Consider the following 25,620-nt stretch of genomic DNA (forward strand, 5'->3'; position numbering starts at 1 on the left):
TTAGCCTTCCTGTTCTTTCAGGCGTTTCTTTAGCTGTGGAATAACCTTATCTGGTATGACCACAGCTTGTTCAGTATGGTAAAGCTCAAGCAGCTCGCTTACTGAACGGTTAAAGTGATACCCCTTCATATTTGTAAAGGGTACGACAATCCTTAGGTCCAGCATGTTATCTTGCGAATGACCGTGAGGTGGGTTGATATTTAAGACCAACATTCCTAGAGTGCCAACTCCACCTTCAGATTGATCACGTTCGCTAAATAAATCTGGCGTATATCCTTCAAAACTCTCGTTTAATTCTGCTAATAAAGAACGATGTTTTGCACCCCTAATGCACTTTTCATCATAGTTCAGCCCGATTCGACTAATCTTCACTCCTGCAGAGTTTACTATGATGTAACTCTCACCTTTAGGTGTCGTGTCCACGTCACAACAAGCAATACCCGAGTTTTCTGCAGCTCTTCTAAAAGCCGCATTCAATACATAATGTCGTGCTTGAGGGCGAAAGCGTGATTGTTCTGGCTCACCTAGTTTTGCAATGCTTCCCATTGTAAGTGCATTTGCAGCCACGTATGCGGTATGGAGTTCTTCTTGGATGTTAAGCCAGAATTCTCGCTGAAAAGCATTTACGATCAGTCCGCTAATGTCCTTTTGTACGTCATCTTTACTCATTTAGATACCCTGATTGCGTTAAGCAGATTTAATCATAGTTTTTTTTCGTTTTGACAGCAAGAAGAGATCATCTCTATGAGGCGTCTGAACTATTCGTAGTAAGAATGAGCTTTAGAAACTTGGGCACAGGACGTTGCTTTCGCTTTAGCTACGTGGTTTTGGGCATGTTGCGTTAGGCTTCATCTGTAGGGTTGCTGCTGCAATATGAACGAAACAGGCGTACGATTATGCTTATATTCAAACCATTCGTTATGACGTCACGCCGACCAACTTGCCAGGATTTTCATGAGAAAGATTAAAAGACTCAACGCCGACATCCCTGACGATTTAAAACCGGCTCGTATTGTTCAAGAAGAAAGCGAGTTGAGAAAATATTTTCTCCAGTCCTCTAAATTGCGTAGTCACAGCCGTCCCCCCATTAATAAAGAAATTTTTTATTCTGAAAGCGTTTGGTCTGCATTGCAGAAAACCTTCCATAGCCGCTGTGCTTGGTGTGAAACCCATGTTGCGTCACATGATGGGGAAATTGTCCATTTTCGCCCCCTCAGTAACGCAAAAGGGCTAAAGGAAGAGGAAAGTCTGGATTCTTACGGTTGGTTTGCATATGTGTGGGACAATCTTTTTTTGTCGTGCTCAGGGTGTAATCGTGTGCGTCGTAATTACTTCCCTGTTGGGTCCGCACGAGCCCCAGTTCTTTCGACGTGGAGAGGTGCTAACATTCTAGAAACGGTATTGTTGATTAACCCCTGTCTGGATGACCCCATTCGGCACCTGTCGCTCAGCCGTGATGGGACACTGGTGGCCTTAACAGATAAGGGGCAGCACACCCTCATGCTTTTTGATCTCAACCGAAATGACCTGATTTTTGCTCGAAAAAAACAAATCAATCATGTCCATTTATTCTTCTCCGGAAGGGAAGGTTCTGTCGATGAATTCCACAAATTTTATTTAAGTGATGATTGCCTTCAGGGTGTAGTAAATTTGATTATAGCTATGTTAATGAAGGAACATGTTGGGGGGAGACAATGCCGTTCCACAAACAAAATCGAATCCTTTTTAAACGACAGCGTGAACCTTGGGTACTTTGCATTTGATAACAATGCGGATACCCCAAGAGAGATATTTGAGGAAATTGAGCTGTTGAGTTACAGGGACGTTGAATATGACAAATTTGCCAGCATCTTAGATTATGAAAGTCAGGCCTCTCGTCATTTGAAAAAAATCGATATTCATCATTTTAAAGGCCTTTGTCACTTCACCCTGAATCTGAAACACAGTGAGTCGAAATCTCTTGCCCCCAGTATGATGCTACTAGGAGAAAATGCGACAGGCAAAAGTTCAATTCTTCAATCTATTGCACTAGCAATGATGACCGCAGCTCAGCGTAAAAAACTGAACCTGCTCTATGACGACTTTATTGCCAGGGACAATGGTGAGTGGACTGTTGATCATATTCAACCTGCTGAGGTTAGTCTTACATTTAATGATGGTACGAGCAGCATGTTTCGTATCGATGAAAATTTCAATGCCATCGGGGAAGGTGTTAGCAACATTGTTTTTCTGGCATATGGGGCAAGACGCTTTGTAAAACCACTTAAGCAAGGAGGCTTAAGGAATAGTATTATCAGCAATACCTTATTCAATCCAGTTGCTCTATTGTCAAATCCAACCGGATGGTTACAAGAATGTGATGATGAAGTGTTTCTGTCAGTTGCTAGGGCAATGAAGGAGATCCTTGCTCTAAAACAGGATGATATCATTTTCCGCAATGACCAAAGACATATCATGGTCCGTGCGCACAAGCGTAACACACCGCTTGAAAATATGAGTGATGGCTACAAGGCTTTGTTTTATGTGGCTATCGACATTATGCGTCATATGCTTAAGCGCTGGGATAATCTAGAATATGCTTCCGGAATTGTCATAATTGATGAAATTGAAACACATCTTCATCCTCGGTGGAAAATGCAGGTGGTGAGCGCTTTCCGGCGAGCAATGCCAGGAGTCCAGTTCATATTTACGACCCACGACCCTCTATGTTTGCGAGGAATGTTTGATGGTGAAGTGCATGTGTTAAAACGTGATGAAATGCACTCAATCACCGAGGAAGACGATCTGCCTAGGTTTCAAGGATTGAGAACGGAACAACTTCTAACATCTGAGTATTTTGGTCTTCTTACACCTAATGATCCGGATCTTGAACGGAGGCTAGAAGATATTGCCGGACAAGAGGGGGACCGTCAGGCGGAATATATTCGTCAGGTAGAACAGGAACTCAGTGAAATGACTGTGCTTGGCACGACTCTGAGCCAGCGTGTAGTCCATGAGGCATTGGCTCGATATTTGATTTCCGTAAGGCGAAAGCAGCCTGAAGTCAAAGATATTAAAGAGGATGCCATCAGAGCTATCCTTAACGTCTTGGTTCAAAAAGGTTATTGATCATGATTAAAATTGATCGTTCAGCCGAGCCGGTACCGACCTCACTAACCGTGAAGGGTAATGTTGTTGATAATGAACGTAGTGCCGCGGAAAGCTATTACACAGCTGTACCAGCTCCTAGTAAAACTTATAAATTTAAGCGATATAAAGAAGATGATATCGTAGAAGCTTTAGAACGCCTTTTTCATGGAAAATGTGCCTATTGTGAGAGTAAATACATTGGCACCCAGAAAATGGATGTTGAGCATTACCGCCCCAAAGGAAAAGTCAATGAAAGTCAGACACACCCAGGTTACTGGTGGCTAGCTCTTGATTGGGATAATTTATTGCCCTCGTGCACAGATTGCAATCGCCGTCGTGGACAGAAGATCGCAGTATTAGAGGCAGATGGCACTATTGTTTTTACCGATACGATGGAAAATGCTGGTAAGGAATGTGCCTTTCCTGTTTCCGGCCCCTACCGGGCGTGGAATAGCCAAGATAACATCGGCCTTGAAGTTCCTTTATTGATCAACCCCTGCGAACATGATCCTGATGACCATCTTAGTTGGCATATCAGTAATACGAAGGCGCCGATCCTCTTGGCAAAATTATTGGGGGCACAGCCGGATCAGAAGGGTGTAAGTAGCATTGAAATCATGGGGTTAAATAGACTTGGACTGGTGAATGAGCGGGCTGCAGTGTTACAACAGATTGAAGTTCAAGTCAAAAATATTTACCAGCTGATAGACATTACAGCGATTATGCCAGCCTGTGAAGCGAGGGAGCGCTGCCTAATAAAGATTGGGCAGGATATCGATGAGTTGCATGCCTGCTATAAACCTAACCGGCAGTATGCCTCGATGGTGAAATCCTACATCGAACCACATATGAAAACACTAAAGCGATATCTTATTGGGTTGTTGCCATGATTTAAGGGATGTAGTAGTTGCCGCTGTAATGACTGGTCATACACTTAGCCTTATTCTCTCAGAAAAGCAGCGTCACAATCTGCATGTAAGTTGGCAGAATGTATACTGCCAATTGCTTTTTCTGAAGGAAATATTTTCTGTATTTTCATAAAGTTGTGATGCCATCCTTTAGCTGCATACCGTTACAAACGGTACAGTAAGCCAAGGTAAGAATTGACGCGAGCGAAGTTTGTTTTAATGCTTCCTACAGCGCTGTGGATTTTATAGTAAAACTCTTCATCGAATTGTGCCGAGGAGAATCAGCTCAGGAATAATGATACGGAGGTATCAGTTAAACATTTGCGATTTAAAGAGCTTTCAGTGGCGAAAAAGATACCTGATCTGCATTCTTATTCTAACTACGTAGTGTCAGGTTAACTAACTTTTGAATTAACCACATGACGAGATTACAAATGGTGCATTCGAGGTGAAAAATCCTTTATAAGCGTCATATAAGCCATTCGCACGAGCATAGGCTTCAGCTTCTCGTAACTTAGCATTTGCCATATTGTATCTTTTCCATTTTTCTTCTCCATCATCACATTTTGGAGAATGACCCAAATCAACGCCAAAGCTTGAAAACTCAGACATCATTACCTGAAGTTTTTCACTGGCAAGACGTTTTTGATTGGCGTCAGTCAATTCCTTTTCTTTTGTTGCGAGCGCTGTATATTCACTATTTATAATTTTTCTAGCGTTTTCTAATTCAGCAAGCTTGCTTTCATATTCTTTTTTTATTTGCTCGAGGTAAATCTCTTTTTTATAGTTCTCTCCTTGTTTTTTTATTATTTCATTTTCTTTTACTGAGGTTTTTTCATAAAAGGCATTTACCTCTTTATAATGTGCATCTTTTAACGTCTGAAGTGATTTGTACTCACTGATGAAAAAGAGAACGATGGGTGTGCATATAACAATGACGATAAGCGACTGTATAGAGTATTTTTTTACTATTTCAAGTGCACTATCAACTGTCATGATTTTTACCCCCTATTTGATTTGACCTTATTCTAATTAGCTAAAGGTGATTTTGCAATATGGCAACTTACTACGTCATGATTGATATAATCATATCAACACCTTCTTTCTCAATACTATTAAATTTATGTATGAACACCAACGAATAATGTTTTTATAGATCTTTTTTACCATTCCTACCGGACAGAAAAGTTGTATTTTTGTTGTTACTCAACAGAATATAGTGTTCTTCATCAATCCCGCTTGCGGCCTTATGCTTCATAACTCTTTAACAGTTGTCTGGACTGTCAAAAAAATCGTCTATAACATAGCCAGTTAGACTACATATGGAGATGTAAGCATGAGCACCAGAAGAGAGATAAAGGATGGGGCACTCTTTGACGTTCTCGACAGAGGGATCGTCTACACCGAGGCGTTGGGCTGGCTTGATATGGGGCATGCCCGTGGCAATGATGTGGCGACGCTCAAACGTCAATTCGTCGAGGGAGAGCGTAGCGGTAAGCCATCTTATTCCGTCATGTATCGGCAAGATATGGGCGTCTTAAAATTCAAATCGCGGCTCGGCGTCGGGAAGTTCTCTCACTGGGAAATTAAGCGTGGCCGGAGCACCGAAGACATTAACAGAATTATGCTGGCGATGATGATGAACACCGCATCCAGATTCGAAGGTCTGCAAAGCCTGCGTTCATTCTCCTGGTATACGGACAGCGGCTTTAGCGGTGAGGATTTGGTGTCTGACCTGTTCGGGTTCTATCGCGCAATTATTCCTGGCCGGTACGGCTATCGTCTCAAGCCCGTTAGTTATGAATCAGCCGTTCGCCGCTGGGATTACTACGGCGCTATCGGTTCCCATAAAAACCGTGGCTTCCGTCCGATTCTCTTTCCTGATCCACAGGACCAATGTGTGCGGCATCTGCCGTATATGGTCAATCTTCCGCATTTTATGACATGGCTTCGGCCGTGGGACGATTTCGCATCCGGAGTGGTTAAGGTCATTACAAATGATGGGACATCGCTCTCATTCATGGGAGCTAAGCTATGACTGTCTTTTTAAAAATCCTGAAGTGGTGTGCACTTTCTTTTGTCACCGTCTTTATCCTCGGATGGCTGTTTGTCTGGCTCGTGGCATCGGGCTCTGATGAAACGACGGTTTACACCCAAAATGACTTTTTCCACTACCACACGCTGACTGACAAGGATATTGAAAACGCCCCGCGTATCACGGACGACTACTATTTCGAGGCGCATCCCGGCGATGGTTATGCCCCTTCAAATAGCATCTTTTTTAAAGGGGCTACCGGGGCTGCGCCGTTGCGTGCGTATCTCGAAACGCTGGGATATACAAAGGAAAAGCGTCGCCTGGGGGATAAGGAAATCTGGTCAAAACCCGATCAGGTAAAAGGTGACATCTTCTATCTGTACTTTAACGCCGCTACGGGTAAAGTAGAGCTGACCAAAGTGATGAATTACTGAGTTAACTTGCTCTGTGCCGATTCATTTTTTTGTGCTTTGGTCATCAAGGTCTTCAATTCCTGAATAGTAAGTGAGGGTTTTTGCCTGTGGATCATTGCATGGCAATTGGGACAGACAGGGCGAAGATCATTTACAGGATCGAGTTTGTAGCGCTCTCCAATCTCAGAGAGAGGGGTGATATGGTGGACGTGAATATAGTCCTTGCCGGTTTCACCATACGTTTTCTCAAAGTCCATATTGCACACGCTACAATGGCAGCCGTAATGGTCTATACATTTGTCTCTTGCTGTTTTGCTACGTTCGTATTTGTTAACTTTGATCTGTTTTACGGCCCCTTCATAAAAGGTTTCGGGCACATCATCTGGATAATCGATATCTAACTTGGAAGAAAGCGATTCTGCTTTTTTGATGCCCTCATGAGTGAGTTTCCAGATGCCAAGGCCTGATTCTTTGGCATTATGAAGATACTTGTAATCAACAAGCTTTTTTCGCGCCCATTGGACCATGTTGTTCCATTGCGGACGGTTGCTATCATCAGGAAGTAAGATGCTCATTTCTTCATCGGTAAGGCCGAACTCCCTCCCCAATGGTTCATAACATGAGGAAGAACTAACTTCTCCCCCTCGGTTATAAATATTCAAAAGTAAGGGGATTTCAATTTCTTTATAACTTGGAAATGCCATGTTTATCACCATCAAAATGAACAAGTTACTTTCTGAAAATTTCGCGTATATGCCACTCTATATAACTATCCTGCGGATAATTTTCTTTCTGTAGTGGGAGGTGAATTTGAGCTCCTGCGAAGTCCCAAAAGAATCTGGAGACAACGTTATTACCATTTACAGCGGAAGATATTTGAACGCGCATGTTTTCATCCACTCCAAGAGAGCCTTTATCAAAGGCTTTATGATGGATTGAGCAGAGAGCTAAGCCATTCGCGATCTCACATGGCCCTCCAAATTGCTTCCATTTGATATGAGCGGCTTCAAGTGCGACAGAGGTATTATCATGTCGCATATTGAAACCGCAAACGGCGCACTGATAGTTATAGGCTCGCAGTACCTGCTGTCGAAATAAGGGATCGCGCTGTTTGCGAATTTGCAGGAGATCGAATCCCAACTCGTCGGCGAGTTCTTCCTGGATGCTTTCGGTAAAGTGTGCTTCGAGGATTTGCTGAGCTATAGAGTTAATCAGATTCTTGCTGTTTATCAAACGAGTGTAATGCGGCTCGTCAAAACCGCCTGCAACTTGATTTTCAACCAGCTCTCCCGCAGGAGGTTGTTTGCTGGTACCTGATGTGGAACAGCGCTCCGCATTTTGTAGTTCCCAAAAGCCATCACCTTGTAAACGCCAGAACGGCATATCAGGACGGTACTGTGCACGCTGTGGTCCAAAACGTTCCAGCAGGCTGTGCAACTGATCGCGCACTTTCGTACCGTAATCAAACAGTCGCGCATGTCCCTGCTGATAGTTCGCCAGCACGTACAGAAGCAATAAAGGTTTATGCGGCGCACGCTGTTCGCCTTTGCGCCAGATGGTGATGTCGGCAATCGCCTGTTCGAGAGTTTTGCTGGAAGCCATCGCGTTACGGAAGAAGGTAAATAATTGCGATGATGCTCGCAAAACCCGGACCAATCAACCCGCAATCAACAAAAACATGGCCTTACCGCACACAACCCTATTTCCTGAATCCCCCTCGCAAATTCCAAATTTCCCCCACACCAAACCGCTGTATTTATATTCAGCCCTGTATAATGAGCATCAGAAATTACGCCGAACGGCAAAGGAAGTAGCAAAGAATATTTAACGAGGAATTCGCGATATGAAGGTGCTGCAACACCCCCATACCGCTAACCACAACCAACTAGAATGGAGTTGAAAATGGCTGCGACGAATTTTAAGCCAGAGTTTACTGTTTGCAAAACAGAATCAGACGCTTTCAGCGGCATGATTGAAAACCGCGAGCTGGTACGCAAAAACAGCGCCCGCCGTTTACACGGCAACCAGACCAACGCGGCCCCCGTCCATCCCCGCGCGGAAACGCCGCAGGACAGTGCCGCATGCTGCGAACTGTATGCGCGCATCGATATGAAATATCTTCTGCTGGGTGGCGACTGGTTAACCCGTGCAGGTTTTATCAACGGTATGCCGGTGAAAATCCGCGCCATGAAAGACTGCATTGTGATTACGCCACAGCATACAAGAGAATTATGGGGATGCCTGGAGGGTATGAGCGTGGTGAATATTAATAAGCAGAAAGTTGCCCAGTGGTTAAAAACGTTTCCGGGCGCGTTAAATGACACCGGCGATATTCCGGTGATTAAGCGCAACGCCTGATAAATATCCCGGCCCTGCGCCGGGATTATTATTTATATCGTTCTCAAAACACCGGCACCCCCAGCCCAACCTTCACCTCCCTCAACGTCTCCTGCGTCACCCCCTGCGCCCGTTCGGTCCCGCGCTTCAGCATCGACATCAGCTCGCCCTTATCCTGCATATACATCGCCCTGCGCTCCCGCATCGGCGCAATCAACTCCTGCAAACACGCCTTCAGTTCGTTCTTACATACCCTGTCACCCAGCCCGCCCGCCTGATACTGCGCCTTCATCGCCGCCACTTTCTCTTTGTCCGGATGAAACGCGTCGAGGTACGTAAACACCACGTTCCCCTCAATCTGTCCCGGGTCGCTCACCTTCAGGTGGTTCGGATCGGTGTACATGGCGCTCACCGCACGATGAATCGTCTCTTCTCTGGCCGACAGGTGCAGCGTGTTGCCCAGCGATTTCGACATCTTGGCGCTGCCGTCGATGCCGGGCAGACGGCTGGTGTCGCTCAGCATCGCCTTGCAGTGGCGCAGCACCGGGGCGGGCAGCAGGCTGTTCATCTTGTGCACAATCTCGTTGGTCTGCTCAATCATCGGCAACTGGTCGTCTCCGACGGGCACGCACTCGGCCTTAAACGCGGTGATGTCCGCCGCCTGGCTGATGGGATAGGCCATAAACCCGACCGGCAGCGAGCGGGCAAAGCCCTTCTGCGCAATCTCGTTTTTCACCGTCGGGTTACGCTCCACGCGGGCGACGGTGACGATGTTCATATACAGCATCGTCAGCTCGGAGAGGGCGGGCAGGGCGGACTGCAGGCAGATCGTGGTCAGGTTCGGGTCGATGCCGGCGGCGAGGTAGTCGGCCAGCACTTCAGGGATGTTGTCGCGGATCTTCTGCGGGTTGCTGCCGTTGTCGGTCAGCCCCTGCAGGTCGGCAATCAGTACAAACTGGTTGTGCGTCTGCTGGAGCGCCACGCGCTGGCGCAGCGATCCGACGAAGTGGCCAAGGTGCAGCGGGCCGGTTGGGCGGTCGCCGGTGAGAATGGTTGGTGCGTTCATAAAGACTCCTTAACGTTGTAATGCCGAAAGGGGTCTTAGATGTGAGAAAGCCGCCTTTCGGCGGCTATCTGAAAATGGGGAAAACAACTCCGTGCCGCCTTTAAGAAGGCAGCCACCAGCGGTTTACGGTGAGCACGGCGTGGTTTATGTTCATCTCTTTACCGTACCACGTCCGGCGCGAAAAACAAAAGGGCACGTCATGCTGCAATCACTCAACCACCTGACCCTCGCGGTCAGCGACCTGCAAAAAAGCGTCACCTTCTGGCACGAGCTGCTGGGGCTTGCGCTGCACGCCCGCTGGAATACCGGGGCCTATCTCACCTGCGGCGATCTGTGGGTCTGCCTGTCGTACGACGAGGCGCGCCAGTACGTGCCGCCGCAGGAGAGCGACTACACCCACTACGCGTTTACCGTGGCGGAAGAGGATTTTGAACCCTTCTCGCAAAGGCTGGAGCAGGCGGGCGTCACCGTCTGGAAGCAGAACAAAAGCGAGGGGGCGTCGTTCTATTTTCTCGACCCGGACGGGCACAAGCTGGAGCTGCACGTGGGCAGCCTCGCCGCGCGGCTGGCGGCGTGTCGCGAGAAGCCCTATGCGGGCATGGTGATTACCTCAGACGAGGCTTGAGGCGCGTACCTTCAGCCTGCCCGCCAGCATCACGTGCGTGGCGGCATCTTCCTGATTGCACAGGTACTCCACCGCAAGCCGTCCCAGCTCGCTGTAGGGCAGCTGGATACTGGTCAGCGGCGGAGTAAGCTGCTCGGAGATCTTCTGGTCGTCGTAGCCCGCCAGCAGCATGTCCTGCGGGATGCGCACGCCGTTCACCGCCAGCGCCTGATAGCAGCCAATCGCCAGCCAGTCGCTGGCGCAGAAGATGGCGTCCGGGCGCTCGGCCAGTTCCAGCAGGGACGTAGTGGCGGTAAAGGACTCGCTGAACTGCCAGTTGGTCTGGCGCACCAGGCCGTCGTCGCACGCGAGTCCGGCCTGTTGTAATGCCGCCTGGTAGCCTGCCAGTCGCTGGCGCGAGGCCTCCATCCAGCTCTCGCCGGTGATGTGGGCGATGCGCGTGGCCCCGCAGGCGATGAGGTGTTTAGTCACCTGGAAGGCGTTGGCGTAGTCGTCCGGGATAAACGACGGCAGCAGCGGCGAGCCGGGGTCGCGCTGGTTGAGCAGCACCAGCGGGATGCGGGTGCAGTCCTGGAAGGCCGTCATGTCCACCAGCGTGGTGACCGGAGAGGCGAGGATAATCCCGATGCAGTTGCGTTTCTCCAGCTGGCGGATGATGTTCAGCGCCAGCTCGATGTCGTCGCCGTAGTCGTAGACGGTGAGCAACGTTTCGTTGCGCCACGCGGCTTCCCGCGCCTGGCTGATGGCGTCGATAAACGGGTCGAAGCTCTGCATGGAGCTCACCAGCAGGGCGATCTCTTCCTGGTTGCGCGGGGCGTGAACGGCGGGGAGGCGGTCGTAGCCGAGCTCGGTAGCGACGCCAATGACCCGCTGGCGGGTGTCGTCACTGAGCTTGATGTTGCGGGACTGGTTAAGCACCAGCGATACCGTCGCCTGCGACACGCCCGCCGCCCGCGCAATATCGTTCATCGTCACTTTCGTTTTTCGCTTCATCCGTCCCCTCCCTTTCGCGACTTCGCATCATACCCTAACCGCGCGCTTTAGCGCCGTCGATCACGTTTCTCATTCATCGAAGCGTGAACTTTGTGAGGGGCATCGCTTTTCTAAACGCCGTGATTTGCGCATTTATTCCGCAACTAATATTTATTAGCTAAATATTATCAGTAAGAGGACGCGTAATGAAAGAACAGTGGAGCAGGGAGCAGGCACAGGCGTGGTATGAGCAAAAAGGCTGGCTGTGCGGGTTTAACTATCTGCCGTCGACGGCGGTGAACTGGACCGATATCTGGCAGGAAGAGACCTTCGATGCCGCCACCATCGAGCGCGAGCTGGGCTGGGCGGCGGAGGCGGGCTATAACACCCTGCGCATCAACCTGCCGTTTATCGTCTGGGAGCACGACCGCGACGGGCTGATGGCGCGCATCGACCGCTTTTTGACGATTGCCGACGGTCACGGCTTCAGCACCATGCTGACCCTGATGGACGACTGCGGCTTCTCCGGCGACGAGCCGTACCTTGGCCCGCAAAAGCCACCCGTGCCAGGCAAGCACAACAGTCAGGCGGCGGCGAGCCCGGGGCGCGACAAAGTGTGCGATCCCGACTGCTGGCAACAGATTGAGTGCTATATCCGCGACGTTGTTCACCAGTTCCGCGACGATAAGCGCGTACTGCTGTGGGATCTCTATAACGAGCCGGGCAACCGCGGCATTTTCGCGACCGGCACGCAGGAGGTGCAGTACGACGCGAAGCTGGAAACCTGCGCGCACGAGTTGATGAAGCTCGCGTTCCAGTGGGTGCGTGAAGAAGACCCGACCCAGCCGCTCACCGTCTGCGCGTGGCGCCTGCCGCCGGAAGAGGAGGGCGAAACGTTCTTCCTGCATCCGCTGGACCAGACCGCGCTGGCGCTCTCGGACGTGGTGAGCTTCCACGCCTACACCCATACGGGGCGCATGACGGCGATTATCCAGCAGCTGCAACAGCTCGGCCGCCCGCTGTTCTGCACCGAATGGCTGGCGCGCCACGTGGGCAGCACCATCGAAGAGCAGCTCCCGCTGATGTACGCGGCGAAGGTCGCGCCGTACCAGTGGGGGCTGGTGCGCGGCAAAACCCAGACGTGGCTGCCGTGGCCGGTGGTGATGAAGGAGTCCACGGACTACTGCCGCCTCTGGTTCCACGACGTGTTCGAGGAGAACGGCATTCCGTTCTCGCGCCGTGAAATCGCCCTGATGCAGCAGCTGCGCAAGATCGCCCCGAAGGCACAAGGCTAATAATATCGACCCGGCGGCCGACCGCCGGGCAACCAGGCAGGCATATATCAATGGCAACGACAATGAAAATACCGTCTCGCGAGCTGTGGTCTTATTTTGGTTATGGATTAGGTCAGTGTTTTAGCTTTGGTTTAGTGGGTTCGTTTATTAACTATTTTTACACCGACGTGCTGGGGATTTCGGCGCTGGCGGCGAGCACCATCTTCCTGCTTGCCCGCGCGTGGGACGCGGTTCACGATCCGCTGTTTGCCAGCATTATGGACACCATTAACAGCCGGTTCGGCCGTTGTTTATCGTCCTGCTGTCGTGCTTCTTCTGCGTGTTTCACAACGTGGCGGGTGGGCTGTATATCTACTTCTTTATCAACAACCTGGGCGACGGTAGCCTGCAAATGGCGATTGGCGTGATGGGAATTGTGGCGGTGGGCGGCGGGTTAATCGGCGTGTTCCTGACGATGATCGGCTACGTGCCGCAGGCGCAAATTCAGAGCGAAGGCGTGCTGTCGGGGCTGTTCTTCGGGATTTGCCTGCTGCCGGCTGAGCGGAACGCGTCTGCGAAAGCGCCGGGTGGCGGCTGCGCCTTACCCGGCCTACAGGACCAGCCCTTGTAGGCCTGATAAGCGAAGCGGCATCAGGCTTCGCTTAATGACTTACAGCGACTTCACAAACGCCAGCAGATCTTCGTTGAGCTGGTCCTGGTGGGTCAGCGCGAAGCCGTGCGGCGCGTTGTCGTACACCTTCAGCGTGGCGTTTTTGATCATCTCCGCCGCCAGCTTGCCGGTGCTTTCAAACGGCACGATCTGGTCGTTGCTGCCGTGGATCACCAGCGTCGGTACGTCGATTTTCGCCATATCCGGGCGGAAGTCGGTTTCGCCGAACGCGGTCACGCAGTCGATGGTGCCCTTCAAAGACGCCAGCAGGGCGATGTTCAGCGTCTGGGTCAGGGCACCGGCAGAGACGGTCTGCCCGGCGTTGATGCCGTAGAACGGAGTGGCGAAGTCGCTGATGAACTGGGCGCGATCTTTACGCAGCCCGTCGCGAATGCCGTCGAACACGCTCTGATCCACACCCTGCGGGAAGGAGTCGGATTTACCGAAGATCGGCGTCACCGCGCCCAGCAGCGCCAGACCGGCCACGCGCGCGCTGCCGTAGTTGTTGATGTAGCGGGTTACGTCGCCGCCGCCCATGGAGAAGCCCACCAGCGTCACGTCGCGCAGATCCAGGGTGGTGATCAGGTCGTTAATGTCGGACGCAAAGGTGTCGTAGTCGTAGCCGTTCCACGGCTGATCCGAGCGGCCAAACCCGCGACGGTCAAAGGCGATGGCGCGGAAGCCGCGTTCGGCCAGATAGTTCAGCTGGCTGTCCCACATGTCGCCGTCCAGCGGCCAGCCGTGGCTGAAGAGAACCGGTTTGCCCGCGCCGCAATCTTTGTAGTAAATCTGCGTGCCGTCTTTTGCCTTAAACGTTGCCATAGTGTGTTCCTGTGCAGGTGATGGTTATGGTTATACCGGCGCGACCAGGTAGCGAATAGCCGGTGATGTTGTGCCCTGATGAAAAGCCAGAACGCGGCTCTGCAGCAGGAGGTCATTCATGGTGTGGCGCTCCTGCTGGCGCAGATGCTCAATCCAGGAGCCCATCAGGAAGGTCTCGATAAACAGGCCGGGACGCTCGATATCTTCGTATACCGCCCAGCTCATCGCCCCGGCGCGGCGGCGCACCCGACGCAGCTCGTGGACCGCCTCCAGGAAGGCCCTGGTGTTCTGCGGGTCGATGATGTACTCGTGCGACACCAGCACCGGGCCGCGCTCGTTCGGCAGGTCAATCTCCACGCCGTCCAGCGGCTGGCCGCTGAGGTCGAGGTTCAGGTCCGGATCTTTGCCCAGCTTCCAGCGGAACACCGTCGCGCTCGCCAGCACCATCCCCAGCGTGGCGACAACCAGCGAGGTCGGGGTGCCAAAGCGGGAAGCGATCTGCCCCCAGATGGCGCTGCCCGCGGTCATCGAGCCGAAGAACACCGTCAGGTAGACCGCCAGCGCGCGGGCCTTCACCCAGCGGGCGGCGCTGCGCTGCGCGCCGAGGTTCAGCGTTGAAAGCACCGCAATCCACGCGAAGCCGGTGAAGAACTCAAACAGGTTAAGCAGCCAGACGTGGCGCACAAACGCCAGCGCCAGCATGGTGAGGGCAAAGGTCAGGCTGGCGGCCACCATCAGGCGGTCGGCGTTCAGCCGCTGGCGCAGGCGCGGCAGCAGGATGGCCCCGGCAATCGCCCCCAGGCCAATGCACGCCAGCATCACGCCGTAGCCCGCCGGGCCCAGGCCCAGCTCGCGGCGCGCCACCAGCGGCAGAAGCGCCCAGCCCGCGCTGCCGAAAACGAAGAAGGCCACGGTGCGTACCAGCACGTTGCGCAGCACCGGCGCGGCGTGCACGTAGCGAATCCCGGATCGCACCGCCGAGAAGAAGTGCTCCGGCGGCAGACGTTGAATGGACGGCGCCGGACGCCAGCGCCACAGCACCCACGCCACGCCCACAACGGACAGTGCGTTCAGGGCAAACACCATCCACGGCCCGGCGAGCGACAGCAGAAAACCGCCCAGCGCGGGGCCAATCGCCCGGCTGATGTTCACCCCGAGCGAGTTCAGCGCCACGGCGGCACCCAGCTCCGGCTTGCTCACCAGATCGGGCACCACGGCCTGGAACGGCGGCGAGCTCATCGCCGCGCCCACGCTCAGCAGAAACGTCGCCACCAGCAGAACGGTGGGGGTGACGTGTCCGGTGAAGGAGAGCACCGTCAGCCCGGCGGCGGCGATGAACACCCACAGCTGGGAGAAGAGCAGGTATTTACGTCGGTCGACGATGTCCGCCATCACCCCGGACGGCAGGGCGAAGAGGAACATCGGCAGGCTGCTGGCCGCCTGCACCAGCGCGATGTCCAGCGGGTCGGCGCTCAGAGTCAGCATGCTCCAGTTTATGCCGACGTCGCTCATCCATGAGCCGACGTTAGAGACCACCGTGGCGATCCACAGCATGCGGAACACCGGCTGGCTCAGCGGCTGCCAGGGCGAAACCGTCGATGTGGGCGTCGTCTCGACGTGTGCGTCGCGAACGTCGTTAACCTGGGTCATGCGAACCTCTCCGTAGCCTTACGCTGCAGCCGCCACTGGCCCGGCCCGGTGAGGGCGAGGGTGGTGAAGATAATCAGCAGCAGCCAGCCAAACTGCCCTTCGGCAATCGACCAGTTCGGGTGGACCGCCAGCATCGCCACCAGCAGCACGGCGATAATCGGCAGGCACGCCAGGCGGGTGTACACGCCCGCAATGATAAACAGCGGGCAAACCACCTCGGCGACAATCGCCGTGATCAGGCTGGCGTAAGGCCCGAAGCCGAACGGATCTTCAATGCGCGTCAGCTCTTCGCTGAAGTGCAGCACCTTCGGCAGGCCGTGCACGTACAGCAGCAGCAGGCTGCCGGTCAGGCGCAGGAATAACAGCCCCAGGTCGATCCGGGGCGGAGTAAAGGTGTTTTTCATCAGAATGCAAAGCAGCTGCAGCCCAGCGCCCCCCAGAAAGCGTTATCGTCGGACACCGGCATCTCTGACGTGCGGGCGAAATCATGCTGGTGGCTGTGCACCCCGCACGGGCCGCTGCAGTGATGGATAGGGTTCATGCCGACGCGTGCGGCCTGCGGCGGCGCGCTGCGGTAGTGGCCCGGCACCTTCACCACCGGTGACCACTCGGGCAGAACCGGAATGGCAGGCGGCGCGAGCGGGCCAAAGCTGCCTGCGGCGTAAACGATATCGCCGTTGACCACCGTCAGGACGGACTCGATGCCCTTGATCTCCTCTTCCGGCACGCGGAAGTAGTCTTTGCTGAGCACCGCCAGGTCGGCAAGCTGGCCGACCTTGATCTGCCCCTTCTGGTTCTGCTCGCTGGAGAACCACGCGCTGCCCTGGGTCCAGAGCATCAGGGCGGTATCGCGGTCCAGACGGGCGCTGTGATCGTACATCTGCATCCCGCCGACGGTGCGGCCGGAGACCAGCCAGTAGAGCGCGGTCCACGGGTTGTAGCTCGCCACGCGGGTGGCGTCCGTCCCTAAGCCCACCGGCACGCCGGTCTCGAGCATTTTCGCCACCGGCGGCGTGTGGCGGGTGGCTTCGATGCCGTAGCGCTCGGCAAAGTATTCCCCCTGGAAGGCCATGCGGTGCTGGACGGCAATGCCGCCGCCCAGCGCTTTGATGCGGTCGATGTTGGCCTGGGTAACGGTTTCCGCATGGTCGAAGAACCAGTGCAGGCCGTTGAACGGTATGTCGCGGTTCACCTTCTCGAAAACGTCCAGCATGCGGCTGATGGATTCGTTGTAGGTGGCGTGCAGGCGGAACGGCCAGCGGTGCTCCACCAGATGGCGCACCACGCGCTCCAGCTCGTCCTCCATGCCCGGCGCGAGCTCCGGGCGCGGTTCGAGGAAATCTTCAAAATCGGCGGCGGAGAAGACCAGCATCTCGCCCGCGCCGTTGTGGCGGAAGAAGTCGCTGCCCTGGCCGGGCGTGAGCATGTCGGTCCATTTTTCAAAGTCTTCCAGCTCGTGGCCCGGACGCTGGGTAAACAGGTTGTAGGCGATGCGGATGGTCATCTGCTTTTTCTCGTGCAGCTCGGCAATCACCTCGTAATCTTCCGGGTAGTTCTGGAAGCCGCCGCCCGCGTCGATGGCGCTGGTCAGCCCCAGGCGGTTCAGCTCGCGCATGAACTGGCGAGTGGAGTTGACCTGCTGCTCCAGCGGCAGCTTCGGCCCTTTGGCCAGCGTGGCGTAGAGGATCATGGCGTTCGGACGGGCAATCAGCATCCCGGTCGGGTTGCCGTTGGCGTCGCGCTGGATCTCCCCGCCAGGCGGGTTTGGCGTGTCTTTGGTGTAGCCGACCACCTTCAGCGCGGCGCGGTTGAGCAGGGCGCGGTCGTACAGGTGCAGGATGAAGACCGGGGTGTCCGGCGCGGCGTCGTTGATCTCGTCGAGGGTCGGCATGCGGCGCTCGGCAAACTGGAACTCGGTCCAGCCGCCCACCACGCGCACCCACTGGGGCGACGGCGTGCGCAGGGCCTGCTCTTTCAGCATCCGCAGGGCGTCGGCCAGGGACGGTACGCCTTCCCAGCGCAGCTCGAGGTTGTAGTTCAGCCCGCCGCGGATCAGGTGCAGATGCGAGTCGTTCAGGCCGGGGATGGCGGTATGGCCTTTCAAATCCACCACCTTGGTGCCGTCGCAGTGGTGTTGCATCACCTCGGCGACGGTACCCACTTCCAGAAATTTTCCGTCGCGCACGGCAACGGCTTCCGCGACGGGGTTCTCGCGATCGACGGTGTGAAACTGGCCGTTAACCAGAATGAGATCGGCTTTACCGAGGGTAACCATAAACTGCTCCTGACTGAGAGGGGAATGGTCAGGATTATGGGAACCGGTTTCGGCAAAGATCCAGTTATACAATAGGATAGGTATACCAAAGTATAACTATACCTAAGGTTAACTATACGAAGAGATAATTACGCGCAGAGACGGAAAACCGCAGGATGAAGGTGATTTTATCGTCGCGGCGCTCGCGGCGATTTCACCCTTAACCACTGGAAAATGCTATGACCTCTTCAAAGCTCGAAGTGTTAACCCCTGCGAACTGTCAGATCATCTTTATCGATCACCAGCCTCAGATGGCGTTTGGCGTGCAGTCGATTGACCGCCAGGTGCTGAAAAACAACACCGTGGCGCTGGCGAAAGCGGCCAAAGTGTTCAACATCCCGACCATCATCACCACCGTTGAGACCGAAAGCTTCTCCGGTAACACCTATCCGGAGCTGCTGGACGTGTTCCCGGGCCAGGACATTCTGGAACGTACCTCCATGAACTCCTGGGACGACCAGAAGGTGCGCGACGCGCTGAAGGCCAACGGCAAGAAGAAGGTGGTGGTTGCCGGCCTGTGGACCGAAGTGTGCAACAACAGCTTCGCCCTGTGCGCGATGCTGGAAGGCGACTATGAAATTTATATGGTGGCGGACGCGTCCGGCGGCACCTCCAAAGAAGCCCACGACTACGCGATGCAGCGCATGATCCAGGCGGGCGTGATCCCGGTGACCTGGCAGCAGGTGATGCTGGAGTGGCAGCGCGACTGGGCGCGTAAAGAGACCTACACCGCGGTGATGGATATCGTGCGCGAGCACTCCGGCGCGTACGGCATGGGCGTGGATTACGCCTACACCATGGTGCACAAAGCGCCGTCTCGCCAGAAGAGCGAGCACCGCACCTTAGCGCCGGTTCCGGCTCGCTAAGTTCCGCTGGCGGGCTGGTCCCTCATCCGGCTCGCCGCTGCCTCTTTCTCTGGAGTTCACAATGAGTACTGGGCTGATATCCCTTGCGGCAGGCGTCTTGATTGGCCTGATGTATGCCGTGCTGAAGGTGCGCTCCCCCGCGCCGCCCGCGCTGGCGCTGATTGGCCTGCTGGGGATGCTGGCGGGCGAACAGGCGACGCGCCATCTGTTATCCCGCGACGCTGCGCCCCCTCCTCAGGCGACTGTTCCGCAGGCCAAATCGCAGACGGGAGCGTCGTCATGAAAGCATGGATAATTTCGCTGGTGTGCGGCGTGGTTGCTGGGGTAATTTACGCTCTGCTCGACGTCCATTCCCCGGCGCCGCCGGTTGTCGCTCTGCTTGGCTTGTTTGGCATGCTGGTGGGCGAACAGCTCATCCCGGTGGGACGGCGTTTACTGAGTCGCGAACCGCTTACCCTCGCCTGGTTTCGTCACGAATGCGTACCGAAAATCAGCGGCACGGCGCCACCTGCGCCCGCGAAGGACGATCGCGACGTTTAATGATTTACCAGAGGAAAGACAGCATGACGCTGCCGTGGCGCATTGCCATCATTGATGACGAACGTTCCGTCCGCAGCGGGCTGAGTAATCTCCTGGAGTCGGAAGGCTATGCCGCCGATACGTTTGATTCGGCAGAGGTGTTTCTGAGCCATCCGCTCGCCCTGTCCGGCGCGGCGCTGGTGATCGCCGATATCAAGCTGCGGGGCATGAGCGGCCTGGAGCTGTTTGAGAAGCTCCGGCTGCTGGCCGTACCGCCGCCGCCCGTGATCTTTATCTCCGGTCATGCTGATGAAAATATGCAGCGGTACGCTCTTAATCTGGGCGCCGCTGCATTTTTGCGTAAGCCCATTAACATCGATATTCTGCTGGATCATATTCAGCGGGAGCTGGCCCGCCGACAATAAGGATCGCGGATGAACGAACACGAGCAGCCTGCATTCTGGCCCGCCCAGGGGAATCTTCACCAGGGGCGGGTTTTTGTCCTTAAAGAGGATGTGATTTTTACCGTGCTGGCGCAGGAGGGCGGTATCGCCTGGATGCACGCGCGACATCCCCACTCCGGCGGCTCGTTCATTATCGCCACCGCGGTGAGCGATGAAGAGGAAGAGCGGGCGACCCGGCTGCTGAAAAACGAGTTTGCGCTGCGCGACGCGCTGCAGGACAGCTGGGCCATCCGCGCCGTTGCCTCCACCCAGTACCGGGGGCGCTTCGCGCTGGTGTACGCCCCGTTTGCGTTTGAGCTGCTGGCGCGGCGCGCGGGCAGGGCGATCTCGGGCATCACGCGCTTTATCGAGATGGCGATCCAGATCTGCGTTCCCCTGCGCCAGATGCATCTGCAAAATCTGATCCACGGCGATATCAAGCCCGGCAGCATTTTTGTTCATCACGATGCCACCTGCCGTCTGGGCAGCTTTGGCCTTTCCAGCAGTCTCTCCGATGCCATCACCCAGACCCGGCTTGCCGTTTCAGGGGGGACGCCCGCGTATATGTCGCCGGAGCACACCACCCGCACCCAGCGACCCGTTGACGGCCGCAGCGATCTCTACAGCCTCGGTATGGTGCTGTATGAGCTCCTGACCGGACGCCTGCCGTTTGAGCTGGGGGAGGACGAACAGACCAACTGGGCGCACTATCATATTGCCTCGGCGCCGCTGGCCCCGGACGCGATCCGCCCGGACGTGCCGGGAATGCTGTCGACCATCATCCTCAAGCTGCTGGAAAAGCACCCCGATAACCGCTATCAGACGGTCGACGGGCTGATTGCCGACCTCCGCCGCTGCCAGGCGACGCTGACCTGCGAGGGCGAGATCGTCGCCTTTACCCCCGGCCAGCAGGACCGCACCCCGGCGATCCATCTGGCGGACTCCCTGTTCGCGACGCATCCGCAGGCGAACGACATCATTGCCGCGTTTGAGCGGGTGGGGCAGAGCCTGGCGCCGGAGCTGGTGACGATCGGCGGGCCGTCGGGGATCGGCAAATCTTCGATCATCGCGACGGCGCTCAAAACGCTGCAGCAGCGTACGGTGCTGCTGGCGGTGGGCAAAGTCGACCAGTTTTCACCGTCGCTGCCCTACGGCGTATTAAGCTCCGCGTTCCGTACCCTGACGCTGCACCTGCTGGGGCTGCCCGCAGAGGACGTGGCGAAGTGGAAAATCCGCCTGTCTCGCGCCCTGGAGGGGCATGAGGCGCTGGCCGTCAGCCTGGTGCCCGAGCTGGGCCTGCTGCTTGAGAGCAAGCCGCGCTTCTCGGCGGATACGTTTTCCATAGATGCCCGGGCGCGCTTCAGCCATATGGTGCTGGCGCTGGTAAAAACCTTTGCCTCGCAGGGCTGCCCGCTGGTGCTGGTGCTCGACGACCTCCAGTGGAGCGACGCCGCCAGCCTGCACACGCTCAAATATCTGCTGATGAACTGCGGCGCTGTTCCGCTGCTGGTGGTCGCGGCCCACCGGGATATCAGTTCCGTGTCCGACGCCGTCCTGCAGGCGCTGCTGGCAGGCCTGCCGGAGGCGGCGCAAAACGCGAGCGAGATTGTCCCGCAGGCGCTTTCCGTGAAAGCGGTGGCGCGCTGGCTGGCGACGGTATTTCGCACCCGCAGCGCGGCGACGACCGACCTCGCCACGCTGATCCACGAGAAGACGGGCGGCAACCCGCTCTTTGTGCACGAGTTTTTCCGCCGCATCGTTGATGACGGCCTGGTGGTGCACAACAAATATCAGGACAAGTGGCACTACGATCTGCAGGCGATCCGCGCCAGGCACTACACCGAAAACGTCGTCACCCTGGTGCTGGAGCAGCTTGAAGAGCTGCCCGACGAGACGCGCCGCCTGCTGGGCAGCATCGCCTGCCTCGGCGGCACGGGCGAGATGGAGATGATCTGCCGCGTGGTTGGCATGTCGATGGCGGAAATGCGCTATGCGCTGCACCCGGCGGTGATGGCCCAGCTCATCGTGCTGACGGAAAAAAAGTACGCCTTCACCCATGACCGGGTGCAGGAGGCGGCCTTTGCGCTGCTGGAACGGCATGAGAAAAGCCATATTCACCTGACGACCGCCAGCCTGCTGGCTGACGCCGCGCGTCAGGCGGCGGGGAACGAGCTGCTGTTCCGCGCCGTTCACCACGTCACGGCCGCGCTGGACAGCATCCAGCCCGCGCCGCAGCGCCAGATGTTCCGCGAGCTGAGCCTGCTGGCCGCGCGACGCGCGACGCGTTCGGGAGATTACCTTTCGGCGCTCGGCTATATTCAGACCGCCAGAGCGCTGGGCAATGCCGGGACGGTGTCGGACTTTATGCTCGACATCGAAGAGGCGGGCTGCGAGTTTGCGCTGGGCCATCTGGAGCGTACCCGCGAGCTGTGCGACGCCATTCTCGGCTGCCCCGGCGGGCTGACCGAAAAGGCGCTGGCGGCCAACCTGCTGGTGGAGGTATACATTCGCCAGTCGGACAGCCGTCTGGCGCTGGAGGCGGCGCTCTGCTGGCTGGGGATTTTCGGGATCCAGATTAGCCGCTATCCGGAAGATGCCGACTGCGACGAGGCCTGGGCGCTCTTTTGCAACCGCACGGCCGACGCGCCGCAACACCTGTTTGCCCAGCTGTCGCGGATGGACAACCCGGAAACCGAAGCGGTGATGAACCTGCTCTACAGCGCCAGCATTTGCGCCAGCTTCATCTGCCCGCGCCTGCACTTTTTGCTGCTCTGCCGCATGATGCACCTGACCCTCGATCACGGCATTACCGGCGCGTCCACCACGGCGATGGCCTGGTTTGGCGTGCTGATTGGCCACCGCTACGCCGAGTACCGCCTCGGGTTCCAGTACGGCACCCTGGCCCGCGAGCTGGTCAATCGCCACGGCTACGACGCCTTCGAAGCCAAAACCCTGCTGCCGCTCGACCAGCTCAGCGTCTGGACCCAGCCTTTATCGTTTACCATCGAGTGCGCGAAGGCTTGCTTCACCTCGGCGGTGACCCACGGGGATATGACCATGGCCTGCTTTGCGGCCTGCCACCAGGTGATTAACTTCCTCTCGCGGGGCGATCATCTGGACGGGGTGCTGACCAGCATCGATCGCGGCCTGGCGTTCGTGCGTAAAACCCACTTCCAGGACGTGGAAACCATTCTGATGGTCCAGCGCGGCTACGTTGAGTTTCTGCGCACGCCGGTCATCGGCACCTGGACCGCGTCGCAGGTGCTGCCGGAGGCGCTGCTTCCCGCGTCGCCGGAGCAGGCGCCGGAGAAGAATTCCACCATGCTGTTCTGGTACTGGCTCTATCGCGGCATGGCGCACTTTACCTGTGGCGAATATGCCGAGGCGCAGGCGGATCTCGAGATGGCGGGCTGGTACGCGTGGTCTGCGCCGGGGCACATCCATCTGCTGGATTACCATCTCTACAGCGCTCTGGCGCTGTCACGTCAGCTGACGCCGGAGACCTTCTCGGCGAATCACCGCCGCAGCATTCACGCCCACTACGACAAAATCGCCCTCTGGGCGCGCGTTAATCCCGGCACGTTTGCGGATAAAGAGGCGCTGATCTACGCCGAAATCGTGCGTCTGGACGGGATGAACAGCATTGCGCTCGAGCAGTATGAGAAGGCGGTCCGGCTCTCCCGCGAGGGCGGGTTTAACCCGATCAACGCCCTGTCCCACGAGCTGGCGGGCCGCTTCGCGCTGTCCTGCGGCTACCCGACAGCCTCGGACGCGCACTTCCGCGGCTCGATTGCCGCCTGGGGCCGCGCGGGCGCGCAGGCGAAGGTGCGCCAGCTGGAGCAGGATTTCCCGCACCTGCTGGCCTCCGGACAGGCCAGCGCCTACGACACGGTGGCGTTCGCCCAGAACGAGACCATCCGCGATCTCCAGAGCGTGATCAAAGCCTCCCGCGCGCTGTCGGAAGAGATTAACCTGGAGCGCTTAATCGAAAACCTGATGACCATTCTGCTCGAACGCGCCGGGGCGCAGCGCGGCCTGCTGCTGCGCGTGAGCGATAGCCTGATTCCGGAGATCGAGGCCAGCGCCTGGACCAGCACGGAAGGCGTGCGGGTGCGGATCCTGAAAGACGTGCCGACGGCGACTGACCTGCCGCTGTCGGTGCTGGCGGCGGTGATCCGCACCGGGCAGGAGATCCGCACCGGCAGGCCGGAGGAGTTCCATCCCTTCAGTCAGGATCCCTATCTGGTGACCTCCGGGGCGGCGGTCATGTGCGTCCCGATGTTCAAACAGGCGCGGCTGGTGGGCGTGCTATACCTGGAAAACCGCCTGATGCCGGAGGTTTTCACCGCCGAGCACTCGCGCGTGGTGAGCCTGCTGGGCGCGCAGGCCGCGGTATCCCTGGAGACGGCGCGGCTGTACGCCGAGCTGCTGGCGGAGAACATCCAGCGCCGACGGGTGGAGAAAGAGCTGCGATCCAGCCAGACCTCGCTGATGCTGGGCGAGCAGATCAGCCACACCGGCAGCTGGCGCTGGGAGCTGGAGCAGGATCTGATGTTTGTCTCGGAAGAGTACGCCCGCATTCTCGGCCTGCCCGAGCAGCAAAAGATGATCTCCATGGCGGAGTTTTTGACTTTCGTTCATGAAGACGATTACGCCCGCATCAGCGCCATCGTCACCCGGAGCGTGCGCGACGGACTCTCCATGCGCGCGGAGTTTCGCGTTAAGCGTACCGACGGCTCAACGCGCTATCTCCTCGGGATTGGCGATCCGGTGGGCGTGGGCAGCGAGGTGAACGAGTATTACGGCATCATCACCGATATCACCAGCCAGCGCGCCGCGGAGGATGCCATGCGGGTCGCGCAGGCGGATCTGGCGCGGGTGTCCCGGGCCACCACCGTCGGGCAGCTGACCTCCTCCATCGCCCACGAGATCAACCAGCCGCTGATGTCGATCGTCTCGAACGCCGGGGCGAGCCTGCGCTGGCTCAACCGCGAGCCCGCCCGGCTGGATAAGGTCCGCGAAGGGCTGGAAGAGATCGCCGCGGAAGGCGCGCGGGCGGGGGAGATCATACGCAGCATCCAGTCCCTGACGCGCAAGCAGGATCCCACTTTCTCGCGCATCGACATGCACTACCTGATCCACCATATCATCACGCTTTCGCGCAGCGAGCTGGAGCAGAGACACATTAGCGTTGATTATCTGTTAAAGGCGCAGGACAGCTTTATCACCGGCGATAGCGTGCAGATCCAGCAGGTGCTGCTCAATCTGGTGATGAATGCGGTAGAGGCGATGGCCGAGGTGAAGGATCGCGCCAGCACCATTACCCTCAGCACCGCCAACGCGGACGGGAAAGTGATCGTCGAGATCGCCGATACCGGGAGCGGCATTGAGCCCGAGCGGCTGGAGCAGATTTTTGACTCGTTCTACTCCACCAAGGCGCAGGGGATGGGGATGGGGCTGACCATCAGCGCCAGCATCATCGAGCGCCACTGCGGGAAGCTGAGCGCGCGCCGCCGGGAGCCGTACGGCACGGTGTTTGCGTTTGCGCTGCCGCAGGCGGCGCAGGAAGGGTAAAGG

22 protein-coding genes and 1 pseudogene are annotated in these 25,620 nt (G+C 56.5%); 13 read left to right on the top strand and 10 right to left on the bottom strand.

Translation table 11 applies throughout. The features are described from left to right. Nucleotides 1–669 (bottom strand): hypothetical protein, encoded by a 669-nt coding sequence (locus tag V1566_RS05585; RefSeq protein WP_262762197.1) that lies wholly within the window; start codon nt 667–669, stop codon nt 1–3. Between the two features lie 285 nt (nt 670–954). Between V1566_RS05585 and V1566_RS05590 the strand changes: the two genes are divergently transcribed. Together V1566_RS05590 and V1566_RS05595 are read left to right on the top strand one after the other, a co-directional pair. Continuing rightward, a complete protein-coding gene (locus tag V1566_RS05590) occupies nt 955–3,108 on the top strand; it encodes an AAA family ATPase (RefSeq protein WP_395305286.1) in 2,154 nt (717 codons plus the stop codon). Nucleotides 3,109–3,110: 2 nt separating this feature from the next. Next, nucleotides 3,111–4,019 carry a hypothetical protein gene (locus V1566_RS05595; protein WP_395305287.1) on the top strand — a complete coding sequence of 303 codons (909 nt, stop codon included), beginning with the start codon at nt 3,111–3,113 and terminating at the stop codon, nt 4,017–4,019. 429 nt (nt 4,020–4,448) lie between these two features. Here the strand turns inward: V1566_RS05595 and V1566_RS05600 are convergent, their stop codons facing one another. Continuing rightward, nucleotides 4,449–5,033: a hypothetical protein gene (locus tag V1566_RS05600; RefSeq protein WP_262762200.1), complete on the bottom strand. Its 585-nt coding sequence runs from the start codon at nt 5,031–5,033 to the stop codon at nt 4,449–4,451. A gap of 340 nt (nt 5,034–5,373) precedes the next feature. Between V1566_RS05600 and V1566_RS05605 the strand changes: the two genes are divergently transcribed. Both V1566_RS05605 and V1566_RS05610 read left to right on the top strand, forming a co-directional pair. Then, nucleotides 5,374–6,075, top strand: coding sequence for a hypothetical protein (locus tag V1566_RS05605; RefSeq protein ID WP_395305288.1), 702 nt, complete (start codon nt 5,374–5,376; stop codon nt 6,073–6,075). Next, nucleotides 6,072–6,506, top strand: coding sequence for a hypothetical protein (locus V1566_RS05610; RefSeq protein ID WP_395305289.1), 435 nt, complete (start codon nt 6,072–6,074; stop codon nt 6,504–6,506). The genes V1566_RS05605 and V1566_RS05610 overlap by 4 nt, the downstream gene beginning before the upstream one ends. Here the strand turns inward: V1566_RS05610 and V1566_RS05615 are convergent. Together V1566_RS05615 and V1566_RS05620 are read right to left on the bottom strand one after the other, a co-directional pair. After that, entirely contained in the window at nt 6,500–7,189 is a 690-nt protein-coding gene (locus tag V1566_RS05615; RefSeq protein ID WP_395305290.1) for a winged helix-turn-helix domain-containing protein, read from the bottom strand. The two genes, V1566_RS05610 and V1566_RS05615, sit on opposite strands and share 7 nt — an antisense overlap. A gap of 25 nt (nt 7,190–7,214) precedes the next feature. Then, nucleotides 7,215–8,087, bottom strand: a complete 873-nt coding sequence (locus tag V1566_RS05620; RefSeq protein ID WP_395305291.1) for a phosphorothioated DNA-binding restriction endonuclease — start codon at nt 8,085–8,087, stop codon at nt 7,215–7,217. A gap of 300 nt (nt 8,088–8,387) precedes the next feature. Between V1566_RS05620 and V1566_RS05625 the strand changes: the two genes are divergently transcribed. Beyond that, nucleotides 8,388–8,843: a SymE family type I addiction module toxin gene (locus V1566_RS05625; protein ID WP_395305292.1), complete on the top strand. Its 456-nt coding sequence runs from the start codon at nt 8,388–8,390 to the stop codon at nt 8,841–8,843. A gap of 43 nt (nt 8,844–8,886) precedes the next feature. Here the strand turns inward: V1566_RS05625 and trpS are convergent, their stop codons facing one another. Beyond that, entirely contained in the window at nt 8,887–9,888 is a 1,002-nt protein-coding gene (gene trpS / locus V1566_RS05630; protein ID WP_395305293.1) for a tryptophan--tRNA ligase, read from the bottom strand. A 199-nt stretch (nt 9,889–10,087) separates the two neighbouring features. Here trpS and fosA point away from each other — a divergent pair, with 199 nt between their 5' ends. Next, complete coding sequence (gene fosA / locus V1566_RS05635; protein WP_395305294.1) at nt 10,088–10,513, top strand: FosA/FosA2 family fosfomycin resistance glutathione transferase; 426 nt, start codon at nt 10,088–10,090, stop codon at nt 10,511–10,513. On the opposite strand, the gene V1566_RS05640 is transcribed toward fosA, so the two are convergent. Beyond that, on the bottom strand, nt 10,499–11,506 hold the full coding sequence (locus V1566_RS05640; RefSeq protein ID WP_395305295.1) for a LacI family DNA-binding transcriptional regulator: 1,008 nt from the start codon (nt 11,504–11,506) through the stop codon (nt 10,499–10,501). The two genes, fosA and V1566_RS05640, sit on opposite strands and share 15 nt — an antisense overlap. 185 nt (nt 11,507–11,691) lie before the next feature. Between V1566_RS05640 and V1566_RS05645 the strand changes: the two genes are divergently transcribed. Continuing rightward, nucleotides 11,692–12,780, top strand: a complete 1,089-nt coding sequence (locus V1566_RS05645; RefSeq protein ID WP_395305296.1) for a cellulase family glycosylhydrolase — start codon at nt 11,692–11,694, stop codon at nt 12,778–12,780. A 50-nt stretch (nt 12,781–12,830) separates the two neighbouring features. Beyond that, a pseudogene (locus V1566_RS05650) lies at nt 12,831–13,390 on the top strand (MFS transporter). A gap of 39 nt (nt 13,391–13,429) precedes the next feature. Here the strand turns inward: V1566_RS05650 and V1566_RS05655 are convergent. The 4 genes from V1566_RS05655 to V1566_RS05670 are packed head-to-tail and all read right to left on the bottom strand — an operon-like array spanning nt 13,430 to nt 18,176. After that, on the bottom strand, nt 13,430–14,251 hold the full coding sequence (locus V1566_RS05655) for an alpha/beta fold hydrolase (RefSeq protein WP_155026282.1): 822 nt from the start codon (nt 14,249–14,251) through the stop codon (nt 13,430–13,432). Nucleotides 14,252–14,281: 30 nt separating this feature from the next. After that, nucleotides 14,282–15,901, bottom strand: coding sequence for an MFS transporter (locus tag V1566_RS05660; RefSeq protein WP_395305297.1), 1,620 nt, complete (start codon nt 15,899–15,901; stop codon nt 14,282–14,284). Then, entirely contained in the window at nt 15,898–16,305 is a 408-nt protein-coding gene (locus V1566_RS05665) for a DoxX family protein (RefSeq protein ID WP_395305298.1), read from the bottom strand. The genes V1566_RS05660 and V1566_RS05665 overlap by 4 nt, the downstream gene beginning before the upstream one ends. After that, complete coding sequence (locus V1566_RS05670; RefSeq protein ID WP_395305299.1) at nt 16,305–18,176, bottom strand: amidohydrolase; 1,872 nt, start codon at nt 18,174–18,176, stop codon at nt 16,305–16,307. Before V1566_RS05670 ends, V1566_RS05665 begins: the two co-directional genes overlap by 1 nt. Nucleotides 18,177–18,394: 218 nt before the next feature. Here V1566_RS05670 and V1566_RS05675 point away from each other — a divergent pair, with 218 nt between their 5' ends. From V1566_RS05675 to V1566_RS05695, 5 genes are all read left to right on the top strand, one after another. Then, complete coding sequence (locus V1566_RS05675) at nt 18,395–19,081, top strand: hydrolase (RefSeq protein WP_008501349.1); 687 nt, start codon at nt 18,395–18,397, stop codon at nt 19,079–19,081. Nucleotides 19,082–19,142: 61 nt separating this feature from the next. Continuing rightward, nucleotides 19,143–19,364, top strand: a complete 222-nt coding sequence (locus V1566_RS05680) for a DUF1427 family protein (protein ID WP_047646548.1) — start codon at nt 19,143–19,145, stop codon at nt 19,362–19,364. Further along, complete coding sequence (locus tag V1566_RS05685; RefSeq protein ID WP_010427264.1) at nt 19,361–19,621, top strand: XapX domain-containing protein; 261 nt, start codon at nt 19,361–19,363, stop codon at nt 19,619–19,621. Before V1566_RS05680 ends, V1566_RS05685 begins: the two co-directional genes overlap by 4 nt. Nucleotides 19,622–19,644: 23 nt before the next feature. After that, entirely contained in the window at nt 19,645–20,025 is a 381-nt protein-coding gene (locus V1566_RS05690; protein ID WP_238459988.1) for a response regulator transcription factor, read from the top strand. 9 nt (nt 20,026–20,034) lie between these two features. After that, complete coding sequence (locus V1566_RS05695; RefSeq protein ID WP_395305300.1) at nt 20,035–25,617, top strand: ATP-binding protein; 5,583 nt, start codon at nt 20,035–20,037, stop codon at nt 25,615–25,617. The last annotated feature ends 3 nt before the right edge of the window (nt 25,618–25,620 follow it).

It is taken from the genome of Enterobacter sp. ECC-019, from assembly GCF_043974075.1.
GTDB lineage: Bacteria > Pseudomonadota > Gammaproteobacteria > Enterobacterales > Enterobacteriaceae > Enterobacter > Enterobacter asburiae_D.

Bases quoted from the DNA above. Each gene is read 5' to 3' on its own strand.
- V1566_RS05595 (WP_395305287.1), top strand. From the start codon at position 3,111: ATGATTAAAATTGATCGTTCAGCCGAGCCGGTACCGACCTCACTAACC.
- V1566_RS05600 (WP_262762200.1), bottom strand. From the start codon at position 5,033: ATGACAGTTGATAGTGCACTTGAAATAGTAAAAAAATACTCTATACAG.
- V1566_RS05590 (WP_395305286.1), top strand. From the start codon at position 955: ATGAGAAAGATTAAAAGACTCAACGCCGACATCCCTGACGATTTAAAA.
- V1566_RS05605 (WP_395305288.1), top strand. From the start codon at position 5,374: ATGAGCACCAGAAGAGAGATAAAGGATGGGGCACTCTTTGACGTTCTC.
- V1566_RS05640 (WP_395305295.1), bottom strand. From the start codon at position 11,506: ATGAAGCGAAAAACGAAAGTGACGATGAACGATATTGCGCGGGCGGCG.
- V1566_RS05625 (WP_395305292.1), top strand. From the start codon at position 8,388: ATGGCTGCGACGAATTTTAAGCCAGAGTTTACTGTTTGCAAAACAGAA.
- trpS (WP_395305293.1), bottom strand. From the start codon at position 9,888: ATGAACGCACCAACCATTCTCACCGGCGACCGCCCAACCGGCCCGCTG.
- V1566_RS05615 (WP_395305290.1), bottom strand. From the start codon at position 7,189: ATGGCATTTCCAAGTTATAAAGAAATTGAAATCCCCTTACTTTTGAAT.
- V1566_RS05680 (WP_047646548.1), top strand. From the start codon at position 19,143: ATGAGTACTGGGCTGATATCCCTTGCGGCAGGCGTCTTGATTGGCCTG.
- V1566_RS05660 (WP_395305297.1), bottom strand. From the start codon at position 15,901: ATGACCCAGGTTAACGACGTTCGCGACGCACACGTCGAGACGACGCCC.
- V1566_RS05655 (WP_155026282.1), bottom strand. From the start codon at position 14,251: ATGGCAACGTTTAAGGCAAAAGACGGCACGCAGATTTACTACAAAGAT.
- V1566_RS05585 (WP_262762197.1), bottom strand. From the start codon at position 669: ATGAGTAAAGATGACGTACAAAAGGACATTAGCGGACTGATCGTAAAT.
- V1566_RS05665 (WP_395305298.1), bottom strand. From the start codon at position 16,305: ATGAAAAACACCTTTACTCCGCCCCGGATCGACCTGGGGCTGTTATTC.
- V1566_RS05675 (WP_008501349.1), top strand. From the start codon at position 18,395: ATGACCTCTTCAAAGCTCGAAGTGTTAACCCCTGCGAACTGTCAGATC.
- V1566_RS05685 (WP_010427264.1), top strand. From the start codon at position 19,361: ATGAAAGCATGGATAATTTCGCTGGTGTGCGGCGTGGTTGCTGGGGTA.
- V1566_RS05690 (WP_238459988.1), top strand. From the start codon at position 19,645: ATGACGCTGCCGTGGCGCATTGCCATCATTGATGACGAACGTTCCGTC.
- V1566_RS05620 (WP_395305291.1), bottom strand. From the start codon at position 8,087: ATGGCTTCCAGCAAAACTCTCGAACAGGCGATTGCCGACATCACCATC.
- V1566_RS05695 (WP_395305300.1), top strand. From the start codon at position 20,035: ATGAACGAACACGAGCAGCCTGCATTCTGGCCCGCCCAGGGGAATCTT.
- V1566_RS05670 (WP_395305299.1), bottom strand. From the start codon at position 18,176: ATGGTTACCCTCGGTAAAGCCGATCTCATTCTGGTTAACGGCCAGTTT.
- V1566_RS05610 (WP_395305289.1), top strand. From the start codon at position 6,072: ATGACTGTCTTTTTAAAAATCCTGAAGTGGTGTGCACTTTCTTTTGTC.
- fosA (WP_395305294.1), top strand. From the start codon at position 10,088: ATGCTGCAATCACTCAACCACCTGACCCTCGCGGTCAGCGACCTGCAA.
- V1566_RS05645 (WP_395305296.1), top strand. From the start codon at position 11,692: ATGAAAGAACAGTGGAGCAGGGAGCAGGCACAGGCGTGGTATGAGCAA.